The sequence below is a fragment of the Methylophaga sp. SB9B genome (assembly GCF_004832235.1).
GTDB classification, from domain to species: Bacteria; Pseudomonadota; Gammaproteobacteria; order Nitrosococcales; family Methylophagaceae; genus Methylophaga; species Methylophaga muralis.
In genome coordinates this window covers 1-16,130 of sequence record NZ_SSXS01000015.1, presented here as the reverse complement: position 1 = coordinate 16,130, position 16,130 = coordinate 1, and the positions used below count along the sequence as shown (strand labels likewise).

Below are 16,130 nucleotides of genomic sequence, written 5' to 3'. Positions count from 1 at the left end.
AGGTGGCAGAGATAATCCGTTCTGTCCGGGGAATGAATGACATTCTCCCGGAAATGACGCCGTATTGGCAAGCAGTTGAAACCAGCCTTAAACAGATCCTCGATAGCTATGGTTATCAGGAAATCCGTTTACCTATTCTGGAAAAAACCGAATTATTCAAACGCTCAATTGGTGAAGTCACCGACATTGTTGAAAAGGAAATGTATACCTTTGACGATCGCAATGGTGACAGCCTGACTTTGCGACCAGAAGGCACTGCCGGCTGTGTCAGAGCAGCTATGGAACATGGCATGTTCAATCAACAGCAACGCCTTTGGTATATGGGGCCTATGTTTCGCCATGAACGTCCGCAAAAAGGCCGTTATCGACAGTTTCACCAACTAGGTGTTGAAGCCTATGGTTTCAGCGGTCCGGATATTGATGCGGAAATGATCCTGTTAACGGCACGTTTATGGAAAAAGCTTGGGTTAAAGGATATTACGCTTCAAATCAACTCGCTGGGCAGCACAGAAGCGCGTCTCAATTATCGGGAAAAACTGGTTGAATATTATCAGTCCAATCAAGAGCAATTAGACGAAGACAGTCAGCGTCGTTTATTAACTAATCCTCTTCGCATACTAGATAGTAAAAATCCAGATATGCAGTCACTTAATGAAGCTGCTCCAAAATTGATTGATTATCTGGATGCAGAGTCAGCTGAGCATTTTGAACAGTTATGCGCCACCTTACGTGAAGCGGGTATCGCTTTCGAAATCAATCCACGGCTAGTTCGTGGGCTAGATTATTATGGTAAAACTGTTTTCGAATGGGTGACAGATCAGTTGGGCGCTCAAGGCACCGTGTGTGCCGGTGGACGCTATGACGGACTGATTACTCAACTGGGCGGTAAAGCATCAAGTGCAATCGGTTTTGCCATCGGACTGGAACGATTAATTTCACTATTGGAAGCGGGCGGTACGCTACCTGAAACTAAAGGGCCGGATGTTTATCTGGTTGCTGTCGGTGAAGCTGCTGCTGCGCAATCTTTGTTATTAGCTGAAAGCCTAAGAGACCAGCTACCGGATCTTCGCTTGATTAGCCACTGTGGTGGTGGTAGTTTTAAAAGCCAATTCAAGCGGGCTGATCGCAGTGGAGCGCGCTGGACCTTAATTTTGGGTGAAGAAGAAATGTCGCAGCAACATATTGGTGTTAAAACCATGTCTACTGGCGAGCAACAGACATTAGCCTGGTCGGAGCTAGCAAATTTTCTCTCTACATCACATTTTGATAACCGTTAACAAAAATAAGTAGAAATATGACGCCACTAAATATCGCCGAATGGCAATCACTGGATAGACATTACTCCGATATCAAATACCTGTCGATGCGCGAGCAATTCGTGCTGGATTCGGGTCGGTTTGAGCGGTTTTCTCTGCGTTCGGGCGAACTGTTATTGGATTATTCCAAAAATCGCATTACCCAAGAAACCATCGATAAACTTCTCGCCCTTGCACAAGCTGTTGATATGCAATCATGGATTGAACGCATGTTTTCCGGTGAGCAGATAAATCACACTGAAGGCCGTGCAGTCTTGCATACTGCATTACGTAACCGTGCCAACACACCTGTTATGGTGGATGGTCAGGATGTTATGCCGCAAGTCAATGCGGTTTTAGACAAAATGGCCGCATTCTGCGAGCAGGTTCATACCGGTAAATGGTTGGGTTTTAGCGGCAAAAAAATTACCGATATTGTGAATATCGGCATTGGTGGTTCGGATCTTGGCCCTGCCATGATCTGTGATGCACTGGAACCTTACGGTATTGATGGTCTTGAAGCACACTTTGTTTCAAATGTGGATGGTACTGATCTCAGTACAACACTTGAGAAACTCAATCCTGAAACCACGCTTTTTATTGTGGCTTCAAAAACATTTACTACGCAAGAAACCCTCACCAATGCCCAATCTGCTCGTAACTGGTTTTTAAAAGTCGCTACTCAAGCTGATGTGGCCAAGCATTTTGTTGCTGTGTCGACCAATGCTAAAGAAGTTTCAAAATTTGGCATTGATACCGCCAACATGTTTGAAATCTGGGATTGGGTAGGGGGACGCTATTCATTGTGGAGTGCCATCGGACTACCAATCGCGTTGTATGTCGGCATGGATAATTTTATTCGTCTGCTTGAAGGTGGACATGAAATGGATAACCATTTCCGCAGCAAACCATTAGCCGAAAATATCCCGGTTATCATGGGCATGTTGGGGATTTGGTACATTAATTTCTTTAATGCACAGACCCATGCCATTGTGCCCTATGACCATTCATTAGCCCGTTTTCCAAACCATATGCAACAGTTGGATATGGAAAGTAACGGTAAGTTTATTAATCGTCAGGGTGCCCGTATCAGTTATAAAACGGGCCCAGTTATCTGGGGTACTCCGGGCACTAACGGACAACATGCCTATTTTCAGCTGATTCATCAGGGAACACAGTTAATCCCAGTAGATTTCGTGTTACCGGTCAATAGCCATTATCCAGAATGTGATCATCAATCTATTTTGCTGGCAAATGGTTTGGCGCAATCTGAAGCATTAATGAAAGGCAAAAGTGCCGAAGAAGTCAGAGAAGAGCTGATTAAAGAAGGCTATGAAGGCAAAGCCTTAGATGCATTACTGCCGCATAAGGTGTTCCCGGGAAATCGTCCGAGTAACGTTTTGTTATTTCCAAAATTGACGCCTGAAATGCTGGGTCAATTAGTTGCTTTGTATGAACATAAAGTGTTTGTTCAAGGCGTGGTGTGGAATATCAATTCTTTTGATCAATGGGGTGTTGAGCTAGGCAAGCAATTAGCTAAAGCGATATTGCCAGATTTGCAAGGTAATGCAGATATTTCCGTACATGATAGCTCGACCACTGAGCTTATCAAAATGATCCGTGCTTTACGCCAGTAATTAGTAAACAAAAGCGGCCCGTGTTCGAACGAGCCGCTTTTTTTTTAATGTTTCTTACGAATAATCAGACCGGCTAACGACGGCAAATTAACTACGATTGAGTATGGTCTATCTGACCATTCAATAGCTTCACTATAGATAAACGAGCTCACTGGATAATTACTGCCGGCGTAATATTCAGAATCAGAGTTAATGATCACCTCGTATTCACCTGCTTCCGGCACACCAATTCGATAATTATCCCGTACTACCGGTGTGAAATTAAACACTGCCACCACAATAGAGTCTTGACCGCGGCGCAGATAACTCAACACCGAATGCTCACGATCATTACAGTCAATCCATTCAAAACCATACGCATCAAAATCATGAAAATGCAGCGCAGGGCTTTCGCGATAAACTTTATTTAAATCGGTGACAATTTGTAACAAACCTTGATGCAATGGATAATCGAGTAAATACCAGTCAAGTGCTTGTTCACTATTCCACTCACTGCCTTGACCAAATTCTGACCCCATAAACAAGAGTTTTTTGCCGGGATAACTATACATAAAGGTATAGAGCAACCGCAGGTTGGCAAATTGCTGCCACTCATCCCCCGGCATCTTGTAACGCATTGATTTTTTGCCGTGTACAACCTCATCGTGAGAGAAGGGTAGGACAAAATTCTCCGTAAATGCATAGAGCAAGCCGAAGGTCAGTTGATCATGATGATAACGGCGGTGGATGGGGTCTTGCTTCATATATTCAAGAATATCGTGCATCCACCCCATATTCCATTTCATCGAAAACCCAAGTCCACCCATATCGGCAGGTCTTGAAACCATTGGATAAGAGGTTGACTCTTCCGCGGCGATAATACAGCCGGGATGGGCCTGATGCAGGATGGTGTTTACTTCTTTGAGGAAACTGATCACTTCAAGGTTTTCGCGACCCCCGTGAATGTTTGGTAACCATTGACCTTCCTGACGCGAATAATCCAGATACAACATTGACGCGACGGCATCGACACGCAGTCCATCAATATGAAATTCTTCCAACCAGAAAAACGCACTGGATAACAAAAAGTTACGAACTTCATTGCGACCATAATTGAAAATTAATGTGCCCCAATCCTGATGTTCACCACGTCGTGGATCTTCATGTTCGTAGAGAGCTGTGCCATCAAATCGAGCCAAACCGAAACTGTCTTTTGGAAAATGGCCGGGCACCCAATCAAGGATTACACCGATATTATTTTGATGACATTGATCCACCAGATAGCGGAAATCATCCGGCGAACCAAAGCGACTGGTCGCAGCATAATAGCCTGTCGTCTGATACCCCCACGAGATATCCAGCGGATGTTCGGTAATAGGTAACAGTTCAATATGAGTGAAGCCCATTTTGGTGACGTATGGCACCAGTTTGTCAGCAAGTTGGCGATAAGTGCAAAAGCTGCCATCACTCTGTTTTTGCCAGGAGCCAAGATGCACTTCATAAACACTATGTGGCGCATTTAACCAATTGGTATGCTCTCTCGTGGACATCCAGTCCCTATCCTGCCATTGATATTCGCTATCAAATATTACCGAGGCGGTATTGGGGCGAAGTTCTGCTTGCTGGCAATAAGGATCCATTTTCAGGTGCAGACTGCCATCTTGATGGTTACGTATTTCAAATTTATAGAGTTCGCCGATACCGATACCTGGAATAAATAATTCCCAAACACCGGTGCTGCCTCGTGAACGCATCGGGTGACAACGTCCGTCCCAGCGATTAAAGCTACCTACTACACTGACACGTTGAGCATTGGGAGCCCAAGTAGCAAATACAACGCCTTCTACACCATTAATGATGCGTTTATGCGAGCCAAGAATACGATAGGCATGCCAGTGTTTTCCCTCAGCAAACAAATACAAATCATAATCTGAAATCTGCGGAGCAAAGCAGTAAGGGTCATAATGACTGTGAATTTCATTTTTTACAGTTGTACGATGAATTTGGTAGGGAACTTCTAAATCATCTGACTGGCCTGACCACTCAAAGATATCCGTCCCTGGTACTCGTTTCATGGGAAGATTCTTCTTACCCACTGAAGCTGATTCGGTATGCGGCAAAAAAGCTCTAACATTCACACCAGTTTTAGTTGGATGACGTCCCAATACTGCAAAGGGATCATGATGTCTGGCCTCTATGATTTTAAGTTGGTCGTCTGTCAAATTTTGTTCAAAAACCATAGATATACTGTCCTATAAATTTTTCTATTGCTGTCCACCTTACCGATGTGGCACGCTTAAAGCCATTACAACATATTTCACTGCATAGCTGGCCGGAGAATTAAATATGCCAAAAAATAATAGCACGCGTTTTGTCAGTCGACTGACCAGGGATACATTGGCACTGATCCTGGCAGGTGGGCGTGGCTCGCGTCTAAAACAACTGACAGGATGGCGGGCAAAACCCGCTGTGCCATTTGGTGGGAAATTCAGAATTATCGATTTTCCTCTGTCAAATTGCGTTAATTCAGGTATCCGCCGGGTAGGAATTTTAACGCAATATAAAGCGCATTCATTGATTCGCCACATTCAACAAGGTTGGGGATTTATGCGTGGTGACTTGGGTGAGTTTGTCGAATTATTACCCGCTTCGCAACGTACAGAGCAAGGATGGTATACCGGCACGGCCGATGCGGTTTATCAAAATATTGATATCTTGCGAAATCATGGTCCTGAATATGTATTGATCCTTGCCGGCGACCATATCTACAAAATGGATTACGGCGATATGCTGGCCGAGCATGTTGCCCAAAATGCCGATATGACGATTGGTTGTATCGAAGTACCGTTGGATCAAGCCAAAGCGTTTGGGGTTATGTCAGTTGATTTAAACCATCGTATCGTTGCTTTTAATGAAAAACCTGAAAACCCTACGCCAATTCCTGGTTCGGATGATGTGGCGTTGGCCTCCATGGGTATTTATATTTTCAACGCGGGTTTTCTGTACGAGCAATTAATTAAAGATGCGGATAATTCCCGATCCAGCCATGATTTTGGGCACGACATCATTCCTTCTTTAATTCAAAAATATAAAGTCGTCGCGTTTCCTTACAAAGATGTTCAAGGGAATGATCCCGGTTACTGGCGTGATGTCGGAACCATAGATGCTTTCTGGTCAGCTAATCTGGAGTTGATAGGCGTCACACCCGAGTTAAACCTGTACGACGAAGACTGGCCAATCTGGACACACCAGGCTCAACTGCCACCTGCCAAATTTGTGTTTGATGACGATGATCGTCGCGGTATGGCCGTCGATTCAATGGTTTCAGGCGGCTGTATCATTTCTGGATCTGTCGTACGACACTCCGTTCTGTTCTCGAACGTTGAAGTACTGAGCTATAGTCTTATCGAAGATAGTGTTGTATTACCTGATGTTACTGTTGGTAGGCATTGTCGCCTAAAGAAAGTTGTGTTGGATAAAGGCTGTATCGTTCCTGAGGGCACGATTATCGGTGAAGATCCGGTATTGGATGCACAACGCTTTGAAGTTTCACCTAATGGTGTCGTTTTAGTGACACCTGAAATGCTGGGGCAAAATTACCGTTATGTCCGATAAATTAAAAGTTGTTCTTTGCTGGCACATGCACCAGCCGCAGTACAGTGAGCCGATGGGGGGCAATTATCAGCTTCCCTGGACCTATTTGCATGCGATAAAAGATTATGCAGATATGGCGTGGCATCTTGAAAATGTTTCTGAAGCTAAGGCGGTAGTGAATTTTGCGCCAACTTTATTGGAACAAATTGATGATTATGATCAGCAGTTAAAAGGCCGTTTTAAAGGTACGGGCCGTTTGAAAGATCCATTGTTAATTGCATTGGATTCACCGGTACAACCGGTGCATGCTGGTGAACGACGGAAATTGATAAATGCCTGTCTAAGAGCAAATGAAGAAAAATTGATAGCGCCGTTTCCGCATTTTGCACGGTTGGCCGAAATTGCCCGTTGGGCATTGGAACAGACGGAACGTCTCCGTTATCTCAATGAACAATATTTGGTGGATTTGCTGGTTTGGTATCACTTAGTTTGGATGGCTGAATCGGTACGACGTAGTGATATTCGTATTCAGAATCTGATGAAAAAAGGCCATTTTTTTACTTTTCATGATCGGCGCCAGTTATTGACGGTCATCAGTGAAATCTTAAGTGACTTGATTCCACGTTACCGTCGTTTAGCGGAGTCGGGACGAGTAGAATTATCGGTCACACCATACGCCCATCCTATCTTGCCGTTGTTATTGGATATCAACAGTACGCTTGAAGCTATGCCTGATGCTCCTTTACCGGAAATTACCGAATATCCTGGTGGTGAGGCTCGAGCTCATTGGCAAATGGAAGAGGGCTTGCGAGTATTTGAGTCATTTTTCGGATTTCGCCCTAAGGGCTGCTGGCCCTCTGAGGGAGCAGTATCTGATGCAACATTGCCATTAATAGCAGAACATGGTTTCAGTTGGACCGCTACAGGTGAAAATGTCTTGCGTAATAGCCTGAATAAGTCGGACATGCCTGAGGCAAATATCCATAAACCTTATCGATTGAAAGATTTACCTCCGGCGTGTTTTTTCCGTGATGATGGCTTGTCGGATATGATTGGTTTTATCTACACCAAATGGAGTGCTGAAGATGCGGTAAATGATTTTATTAGTCATTTACTGAATATTAAAGCTACAACCGAAGATGATCCTGATCGGGTGGTTTCCGTCATTCTCGATGGTGAAAATGCCTGGGAGTATTACTCCTACAATGGGTTTTATTTCTTGCAGAGTTTGTATAAGCAATTGTCGCAACATCCAGAACTTGAACTTACCACCTTTAGCGAATGTTTAGAAAGTGGCGTAACACCTGGCACGCTCCATGAAATGGTTGCTGGAAGTTGGGTATATGGATCCTTTTCGACGTGGATTGGTGATGCTGATAAAAATCGTGGTTGGGATTTGCTCAGTCAAGTCAAACAGGTTTATGACCAAAAAATGGCTACCACCACTTTTGATGAAGAGATGCAGCTAGCGATAGATAGACAGCTGGCAATTTGTGAAGGATCGGACTGGTTCTGGTGGTTTGGCGATTACAACTCAGCAGACAGTGTCAGCGATTTTGAGCGGTTGTTCCGCTTACATTTATCCAATCTTTATCAAATGCTGGGAGAAGAAGTGCCGCAGATATTGTCAGAAGTCGTATCTTTTGGTGGAGGTGAGGCTGAACAAGGCGGCACAATGCGTCGTGGCGGCTAATACATGAAACAGGCACATATTTTTGATAACCGTCGCACAGGCGTTTTATTACACATTACGAGTTTGCCGTCTGGAAATTTAGGCGCTGATGCATATCGCTTTATAGACTTTCTGCAACAAGCAGGAGTAACCGTCTGGCAGATGCTGCCATTAGGGCCAACCCATGAGGATGGTTCACCCTATCAGTGCTTATCCGCTCATGCTGGCAATAATAAGTTGTTATGCATTGATTCCATTAAGGCTAAACCTTGGTGTCGTAATGAAGATTTGGCTGGTAAAAAAGTGTTCACTATCGTGGTGAATGCTTATAAACAATTTGTTGAGCATGCAACAGAAGCGGATTGGACAGCTTTCAATGAATTCTGTCAACTTCAGGCCTTCTGGCTCGAAGATTATGTTTTATATCGGGAAATACGCAACCTGAATCATGCAATGCCTTGGTTTGAATGGCCTGAACCACTCCGCGACAGGCAGCCGGCAGCTTTGAAAGAACTAGCTGAACAACGAACTGAATCATTAACCATTCGCCGTTTCGAGCAATTTCTTTTTTTCCAGCAATGGCAAAATCTAAAAACTATGCCAATCAACACCAAATCAAATTATTTGGTGATATGCCTATTTTTGTTGCTCATGACAGTGCGGATGTCTGGGCTGCACCAGAACTATTTACTTTAGACGCCACTGGACAAGCAACCAAGGTTACAGGGGTTCCCCAGATTATTTCTCAGCCACAGGGCAGCGCTGGGGCAATCCGCTTTATGATTGGCAGGCGCACATCAAAGAGGATTTCAGTTGGTGGTTAAAACGGCTTGCCACACAATTAGATTTGTTTGATTTAATTCGTATTGACCACTTCAGAGGATTTGAAGCCTGCTGGGAAATCCCAGCCAGCTGTGAAACAGCTATGGAAGGTGAATGGGGCAAAGCACCTGGAGAAGCTTTATTCAAAAAGCTGGTTTCTGAGTTTGGGGAGCTTCCACTGGTTGCTGAAGATTTGGGTATTATTACCGCTGAAGTCACTGCTTTGCGCGAGCAGTTCGCGATGCCCGGTATGAAGATTTTACAATTTGCCTTTGGTGGTGATGCCGACAATCCTTATCTGCCTCACAAGCATTGTAACGATAGCATTACCTATACGGGCACTCATGATAACAATACTAGTTTGGGTTGGTATGAGGAGATTGATGAGGCGACTCGCCAACACTTACATCAATATATCGGACCTAGTGAAGAGGCGATGCCTTGGTTGCTGATCCGTGTAGCCCTAAAGTCAGTATCACAACTGGCAGTTATACCAATGCAGGATTTACTTGAATTGGGGGGTGAGCATCGTATGAACGTTCCCGGAACTATGGAAGGTAACTGGAAATGGCAGTTTGAGTGGACTATGCTTCCTGAAGGTTGCGCTGAAAAGTTAAGACAACTTAATCAAATATACGGACGCATCATTTATGAATAATTCAGACGAATATTATTATAGTGAGTCGCATGTTTGGCTGGAACAACAAGGAACGGGAATTTTTACTCTTGGAATTACTGAGCATGCTCAGGATAGTTTGGGTGACATAGTCTTTGTTGAGTTGCCAGCAGAAGGCCAGGAGTTTGCTGCGGGAGAGGCCTGTGCAGTAATTGAATCAGTTAAATCGGCTTCGGATGTGGTTATGCCAATCAGTGGTGAAATTATTGCCATCAATCAACAGCTGGTTGAAATGCCTGAGCTGATCAATCAAGAACCATTCAATAATGGTTGGATTGTGCGCTTTCGTTCTGATCTTCCTATCGAAGAAGTTACAGCAGAGTTAATGACCGCTATGGACTATGATGCTTTTTTAGACCAATAGACCGCACCTAATATGCTGGGGCTGCGGGCGCCAGTTACCTCACGTAAATCAAGCGCATTGTGTTGCAATGTTTGCTCGGCAAGCCATCCAAATGCAGCAGCCTCAACCCACTGAGGATCTAAGCCAATCATTGCTGTAGTCATGACCTCTATAGTATCCAAGGCATTTTGCAGTTGTCGCATTAAAGCTGAGTTTCTAGCACCGCCACCACATACGTAAACTTTGTCTGTTTGACTGGCATATTGATGTATAGCATCAACAATGGTTGATACTGTAAAAGCCATCAGAGTCGCTTGCACATCTTGCGCATCAAGATCTGAAATGCCAGCTAAGCTTAATTGCTGCATTAACCAGCCTAGATTAAACAATTCACAACCGGTGCTTTTAGGTATTTTTCGTGCGAAATAAGGATCGGACTTTAATTTCAGTAATAAAGACTGACTTACTTGGCCACCTTCAGCCCATTTACCTTCATTATCAAAAGCCTGCTGTCTATGCTGCTGAATCCATGCATCCATAAGGGTATTGCCTGGTCCAGTATCAAATCCTTGCAAAATGCTATGCGAATTGGCCGTTAATATACTGATATTGCTGATGCCACCGATATTCAAAATTACCCTGTTTTCACTATCCGAACGAAACAGAGCAGCATGAAAAGCCGGAACCAAAGGGGCGCCTTGCCCGCCATTTATCATATCTCGCTGGCGAAAATCACAAACGGTGGTAATACCGGTTTTTTCAGCAACAACATTGCCATTGCCGATTTGCATACTAAAGGGGTATTTTGAGTCGGGAGAATGGAATATCGTTTGGCCATGACAGCCTATGCCATCAATTTGAGCAGGAGAAATGCCTGACGATGCTAGCAGGGTGTTAATAGCGTCGGCATAAGCATGACCCAGCTGAACATCTAATTCACCCAACTGGGAGAGCTGACAATGCTGAGAACGAATTAAATCCGTTAGCGTTGTTTGCAGCTCAGCAGCAAATTCTGCTGAGTGATGGGCAATTAATCTAGGTTGATCCGTAGGCGATGTTTCAATTAACGCTACATCAATAGCATCCAGGCTTGTGCCTGACATTACACCGATGTAAAAGCCCATTCTGAATATTTTAATCTTGGCGTAAGGCCAAGGTTGGTACTTGTATATTATCTAAGCTGGCAATTAGTGGTTGTGCAGTGGTTTTGAACTGTGCCAGATATTGACTTGGAATTGGTTCAGCTTTTGGTAAAGTTACTGTTAAAGGATTTTTATGTACACCATCTACACGGAATTCATAATGCAAGTGTGGGCCGGTTGCCAAACCACTCATGCCAATATAACCAATAACTTCACCTTGTCTTACACGCTGGCCAACACGAATACCTTTTTTATAACTGGACATGTGGGCAAACAGCGTTGTGTAACGACCGCCATGAGATAAAACTACCGTGCGGCCATACCCACCTTTCGTTCCAACAAAATCTACTTTACCGTCACCAGTAGCCAGTATTGGCGTTCCAGTAGGAGCCGCATAATCTACGCCACGATGTGGACGATTGGTTTGTAAAACAGGGTGTTTACGATTCGGATTAAAGCCAGAACTGATGCGTGAAATAGGCACCGGCGTTCTTGTGAAGGCTTTACGCATACTATCTCCGTTAGGAGTATAGAAACGGCTTTCACCATTGCTATCAGTGAAACGAATAGCTCTGAAGGTGTTACCACGATTAGTAAACTCTGCTGCCAGAATTTCACCATCGGCCACTTTTTCGCCGTCTAAAAAGTTTTCGTTATAAATAACTTTAAAACTGTCGCCCTTACGTAGGTCCAAAGCAAAATCTACGTCCCAGCCAAAAATATGCGCCATTTCCATAATTAATCGGTCTGACATACCGGCTTTTTGTCCATCAACAAACAATGAACTTTGAATCTCACCAGCAACCAGTTGACGTTGCTTATCTAGTTCGCGTTCAACAACTTCGGTTTCAAAACCTTGCTCAGTTGCTGTTAACGTCAAGGTTTTCATTGGGTTTAATTGCAATTGAAGTTGTTTTAAAACTAACTTTTGTTCACTATCAGTGACTGTTCCAAAACGTACTATTTGACCAGGTCTAAGATTAAGTAGTGCTTTAGCATCTTCACCAGCAGTCTGAGCAACGTTATAAACATCACGAGCACCTAAACCAGCTCTTGGGAAAATTAATGAGAGGTTATCACCGGACTTAACTTCAACTTCTTGCCAGCTCAACTCACCATTACTTGCATCGTTAGCTGTTACATCTTGGGGTGATGTCGCATCGATAATACTCGAAACTTCAGTTTCAACCACCGGAGTTGGTTGACTCAGATGTAGACGCTCAATTTCAGATGACTCGTCCAAAGTAATATCTTTCTGTTCTGTTTCAGCTTCTTCAATTATTGCAGTATCGATAGATGTCGTTTCAGTCTCAACAGACTGTACCGATAGTGGAATAACTGATTGAGTTGCAGAGGCGGGAGATTCACTTTCAGTCGGCATGTTAGGTAAAGTAACAGCCTGTGTTTGACTGGTTGTGGAGCTAGGTTCACTTGTCGCCAATACGATACCGGTTATAAAGATACCGGTAAGAGCTAACAAAGATAGGATTGGAATATGTCTGTTTTTGTGGGGAGACAGCGTTTCAGATTTAAATAATTTTGATTGCTGTGATGAGCTCAGAAGTCTATTACGTTTCTTCATGGGCATTCCCTGTTTATAGTAAATTCGTGCAATTCTCTCAGCATTTGCTCGGAATTGAAACCCCTAGAAGGCAAGATCTTGTGTTATATTGCCCGCCAATTTTTATATCGCGGAGAACGATGATGAGAACTGTACAAGAAACCTTGGCAGAAATCCGTCGTGGATCAGAAGAAATTCTGGTTGAAAAAGAGTTAATTGAAAAGCTGGAAACGGGGAAACCACTGCGTATCAAGGCGGGTTTTGATCCAACGGCACCGGACTTGCATCTAGGTCATACAGTATTACTGAATAAGTTAAAGTTGTTCCAGGATCTAGGACACGAAATTCTATTTTTAATCGGTGATTTTACCGGAATGATTGGTGACCCAACCGGTAAAAATGTGACACGCAAACCATTAACCCCGGAACAAGTGAAGCAGAATGCGGAAACTTATCAAAAACAGGTTTTCAAAATACTTGATCCCGAACGTACTCAAGTAGTTTTCAATTCACATTGGATGAACGAATTGTCCTCTGCTGACATGATTCGTTTGGCCTCGCATCATACTGTTGCACGCATGCTCGAACGTGACGATTTTCATAAACGTTATACGGGCGGGCAACCTATTGCGATTCACGAGTTTTTATATCCTTTAATACAAGGTTACGATTCCGTTGTGTTGGATGCTGATGTTGAGCTAGGCGGAACCGATCAAAAGTTTAATCTGTTGATGGGCCGTGAATTACAGAAAGCTTATGGTAAATCGCCGCAATGTATTTTAACCATGCCGCTTCTGGTTGGGCTGGATGGCGTACAGAAGATGTCCAAATCCTTGGGGAATTACATTGGTATAGATGAGAGCCCTAAGGATATCTTTGGCAAACTGATGTCAATTTCAGATGAGTTGATGTGGCGTTATATTGAGTTACTGAGCTTTAAGTCGTTAACGGATATTGCAGACTGGAAACAATCTGTTGCTGATGGTCGTAATCCAATTGAAGTCAAAAAGTTATTTGCTGAAGAGATTGTCTCACGGTTTCACGGTGACGCAGCTGGTCCACAAGCAAGGCTTGATTTTGAAAGTCAATTTAAAAAAGGTGAAATCCCAGACGATATTGCTGAAGTGACTTTGACTGTTGGCGCCGAAGGGATGCCAATTGCCAATGTTCTTAAAGAAGCTGGACTTACTGTCAGTACTTCCGAAGCCTTAAGAATGATTAAACAGGGCGCAGTAAAAATTGACAGTGAAAAGATGGATAACAAAGATTTGATTGTGATGCATGATCAGCAGCTGATTATCCAAGTTGGCAAAAGAAAATATGCAAAAGTGCTGACCATTCAATAGCCGGCTTTTCAATTCAATGGAGTCAATTAATCGGCTAGGGCTCTGCCACATCGTTTACATGAAGATTGTTGGTCCTTTGCAACGTAATCCTTTTCATTGAAGGTTGATTTAAAAATCAATACCGCCGCTTTTCCGAAGCCATAGCTGGTAAGTAACAAACTACTATATAAATAGATAGTAAAAGCCAAACTCCAAAAAGTTATTTCTTGGTACAGTTCAGACAATGGATCAGTCACTGGAAAAATGGCATGTAGTAAAAACAGACTTGAGTTAGTGAATGCGCCGATTACCATAGCCCAGCTTACATGCCATGGCAGTCGAACTCTCGTCGCGTAAAAGCCCAATATTAACGCGCTCATAATTAAAAAATCTAAATGCGCCTGTAGTACTCGAACAGGTCTGCCAGGTATGAGCCATTGCAAAAAAGCAATCTCGTTATATAACCCGACTAAAATCCACGCTAAGAGCAGTGCCATCAATATCCACAATGTCGCTCCGCGGAGAAGAACCAGATTCACGCGATTTGTTGAGTTTGGCATTTTTATTTCCTGTGCGTTAAACATCCGAGTACATTTTGCACGCTCAACTTAAGATCATCTTTTCTCCATGGGTATGATAATTTGACTAAATCGGAACAAATGACATGTAGGCTATGATGATGGATGCAATTGTTGGCTCAACCTCCATAGACAGGTTATCTGGGCAAAGATTTTCTACAGCAGATCTGCCAAAAAATGACCGATTGGAATGGCTAAAAGAAGTGATTGGTCGGGAATACGCCAATGTAGAAATTACGCCACCCCAAAAAGGCGAATTGTTTAACGAAATATCGATTTATCCATGGCAGCAATTACGTTTATCGACGATTCGTTCTCATGCTATATCTCTGGAACGCTTATCTCCAGAACCATCATCAGATAATCAGGATTGTTATTTTGCTGTAATGCTATGTTCTGGAAACTACAAACTTGAGCAGGCTGGCAGAGAAGTTTTTTTAAAAGCCGGGGAGATGACGTTTTACGATGCTACTCGACCACATCGGATTAGCATTCCAGAATCCTTTGGCAAAGTACTGGTTTCAATACCGCGATCTTTGTTAAAACAAACCATTAGAAATGTAGACGATCTGACAGCAACCAAAATTTCGGCAACAAGTGGACTGCCAGCCATAACTACAAATTTCATTCAAACTACGGTTCAGCAACTCAGTTCACTAAAACAGTCGGAATTTAACTCATTATCTGAACAGTTGCTCAATATGTTTACTCTGACATTATCAGGTACAGAAACAGCGCAGCTTCAATCCAATACCAAACATCGCCGATTATTACTTACCCGCGTGAAACAACAAATCATGACTCAATTATTTGATCCAGACTTGGATGCAAATGTAATAGCCAGTCGAATCGGTATTTCTAAACGTTATTTGAATAATCTTTTCCATGAAGAAGAAACTTCGTTGATGGGGTTTGTTTTAGATCACCGAATGGCTGAATGCCGAAAACAGTTACTTAATATAATGCAACAAGAAAAGACCATATCCGAAATTGCTTTTCAGGCAGGCTTCAACAATATGTCGCATTTCAGCCGAGTGTTTAAAAGTTACTTCGGACATTCACCCCGAGAATACCGACAGCTTTATCTCAACAAATAAAAGACACTAGGTTAGAAACAGTGGAATTTTGCTTTCCAACGGAGCGCTAGGATTCGAATATTGCTCGAATATCTGGTTAATTTGGCGTGGATATAGATAAAAATATTCTATCTTTAAAGTTTTTTCTTATCAATTCATAAAGCTAGCACATCATTAATGCAATCAAGAAAAACTTCCTGTTGACGAATGAATTTCAATCTGTAGAATGCGCCGTTCTGTTTCGACAGACACTCCTCAGCGCTGATAAATAAACGCGTTGAGGGTTGACAGATTAAGCGGGGTCTGTATAATTCTCGCTTCTTTGCAGGGCGTTATTATCTGCAAGCTCTTTAAAAAACTGGTATCAAGTAATTTGTGTGGGTACTTGCGTTGTATATTTCTGAGAAGAAAAAACGACGTGAGCTATTCG

Annotated in this window: 11 protein-coding genes and 1 pseudogene; 8 read left to right on the top strand and 4 right to left on the bottom strand. The window is 43.2% G+C overall.

Annotation, left to right across the window (positions count from 1 at the left end; translation table 11 throughout):
- Positions 1-2 precede the first annotated feature (2 nt).
- Positions 3-1,277, top strand: coding sequence for a histidine--tRNA ligase (gene hisS, locus E8Q33_RS13985; protein WP_069295600.1), 1,275 nt, complete (start codon positions 3-5; stop codon positions 1,275-1,277).
- Positions 1,278-1,294: 17 nt separating this feature from the next.
- Positions 1,295-2,932, top strand: a complete 1,638-nt coding sequence (gene pgi / locus E8Q33_RS13980; protein ID WP_136555505.1) for a glucose-6-phosphate isomerase — start codon at positions 1,295-1,297, stop codon at positions 2,930-2,932.
- Between the two features lie 44 nt (positions 2,933-2,976).
- Here the strand turns inward: pgi and glgB are convergent, their stop codons facing one another.
- Entirely contained in the window at positions 2,977-5,151 is a 2,175-nt protein-coding gene (gene glgB, locus E8Q33_RS13975) for a 1,4-alpha-glucan branching protein GlgB (RefSeq protein ID WP_069295599.1), read from the bottom strand.
- 106 nt (positions 5,152-5,257) lie between these two features.
- Here glgB and glgC point away from each other — a divergent pair, with 106 nt between their 5' ends.
- From glgC to gcvH, 4 genes and pseudogenes are all read left to right on the top strand, one after another.
- The gene (glgC, locus tag E8Q33_RS13970) at positions 5,258-6,526 is read left to right on the top strand and encodes a glucose-1-phosphate adenylyltransferase (RefSeq protein WP_069295598.1); all 1,269 of its coding nucleotides are present in this window, start codon (positions 5,258-5,260) and stop codon (positions 6,524-6,526) included.
- On the top strand, positions 6,516-8,198 hold the full coding sequence (locus E8Q33_RS13965; RefSeq protein WP_136555504.1) for a glycoside hydrolase family 57 protein: 1,683 nt from the start codon (positions 6,516-6,518) through the stop codon (positions 8,196-8,198). Before glgC ends, E8Q33_RS13965 begins: the two co-directional genes overlap by 11 nt.
- A 3-nt stretch (positions 8,199-8,201) precedes the next feature.
- Positions 8,202-9,657 (top strand): annotated as a pseudogene (gene malQ / locus E8Q33_RS13960) (4-alpha-glucanotransferase).
- Positions 9,650-10,039, top strand: a complete 390-nt coding sequence (gene gcvH / locus E8Q33_RS13955) for a glycine cleavage system protein GcvH (protein ID WP_069295595.1) — start codon at positions 9,650-9,652, stop codon at positions 10,037-10,039. The pseudogene malQ and the gene gcvH overlap by 8 nt, the downstream one beginning before the upstream one ends.
- On the opposite strand, the gene E8Q33_RS13950 is transcribed toward gcvH, so the two are convergent.
- Together E8Q33_RS13950 and E8Q33_RS13945 are read right to left on the bottom strand one after the other, a co-directional pair.
- Positions 10,015-11,121 (bottom strand): anhydro-N-acetylmuramic acid kinase, encoded by a 1,107-nt coding sequence (locus E8Q33_RS13950; protein ID WP_247870122.1) that lies wholly within the window; start codon positions 11,119-11,121, stop codon positions 10,015-10,017. The two genes, gcvH and E8Q33_RS13950, sit on opposite strands and share 25 nt — an antisense overlap.
- A gap of 31 nt (positions 11,122-11,152) precedes the next feature.
- The gene (locus E8Q33_RS13945) at positions 11,153-12,742 is read right to left on the bottom strand and encodes an OapA family protein (protein WP_136555500.1); all 1,590 of its coding nucleotides are present in this window, start codon (positions 12,740-12,742) and stop codon (positions 11,153-11,155) included.
- Between the two features lie 122 nt (positions 12,743-12,864).
- On the opposite strand from E8Q33_RS13945, the gene tyrS reads away from it, so the two are divergent.
- Complete coding sequence (tyrS, locus tag E8Q33_RS13940) at positions 12,865-14,067, top strand: tyrosine--tRNA ligase (RefSeq protein ID WP_136555563.1); 1,203 nt, start codon at positions 12,865-12,867, stop codon at positions 14,065-14,067.
- A gap of 26 nt (positions 14,068-14,093) precedes the next feature.
- On the opposite strand, the gene E8Q33_RS13935 is transcribed toward tyrS, so the two are convergent.
- Positions 14,094-14,606 (bottom strand): hypothetical protein, encoded by a 513-nt coding sequence (locus E8Q33_RS13935; protein ID WP_136555498.1) that lies wholly within the window; start codon positions 14,604-14,606, stop codon positions 14,094-14,096.
- 113 nt (positions 14,607-14,719) lie between these two features.
- Here E8Q33_RS13935 and E8Q33_RS13930 point away from each other — a divergent pair, with 113 nt between their 5' ends.
- Positions 14,720-15,721, top strand: a complete 1,002-nt coding sequence (locus tag E8Q33_RS13930) for a helix-turn-helix domain-containing protein (RefSeq protein WP_136555496.1) — start codon at positions 14,720-14,722, stop codon at positions 15,719-15,721.
- The last annotated feature ends 409 nt before the right edge of the window (positions 15,722-16,130 follow it).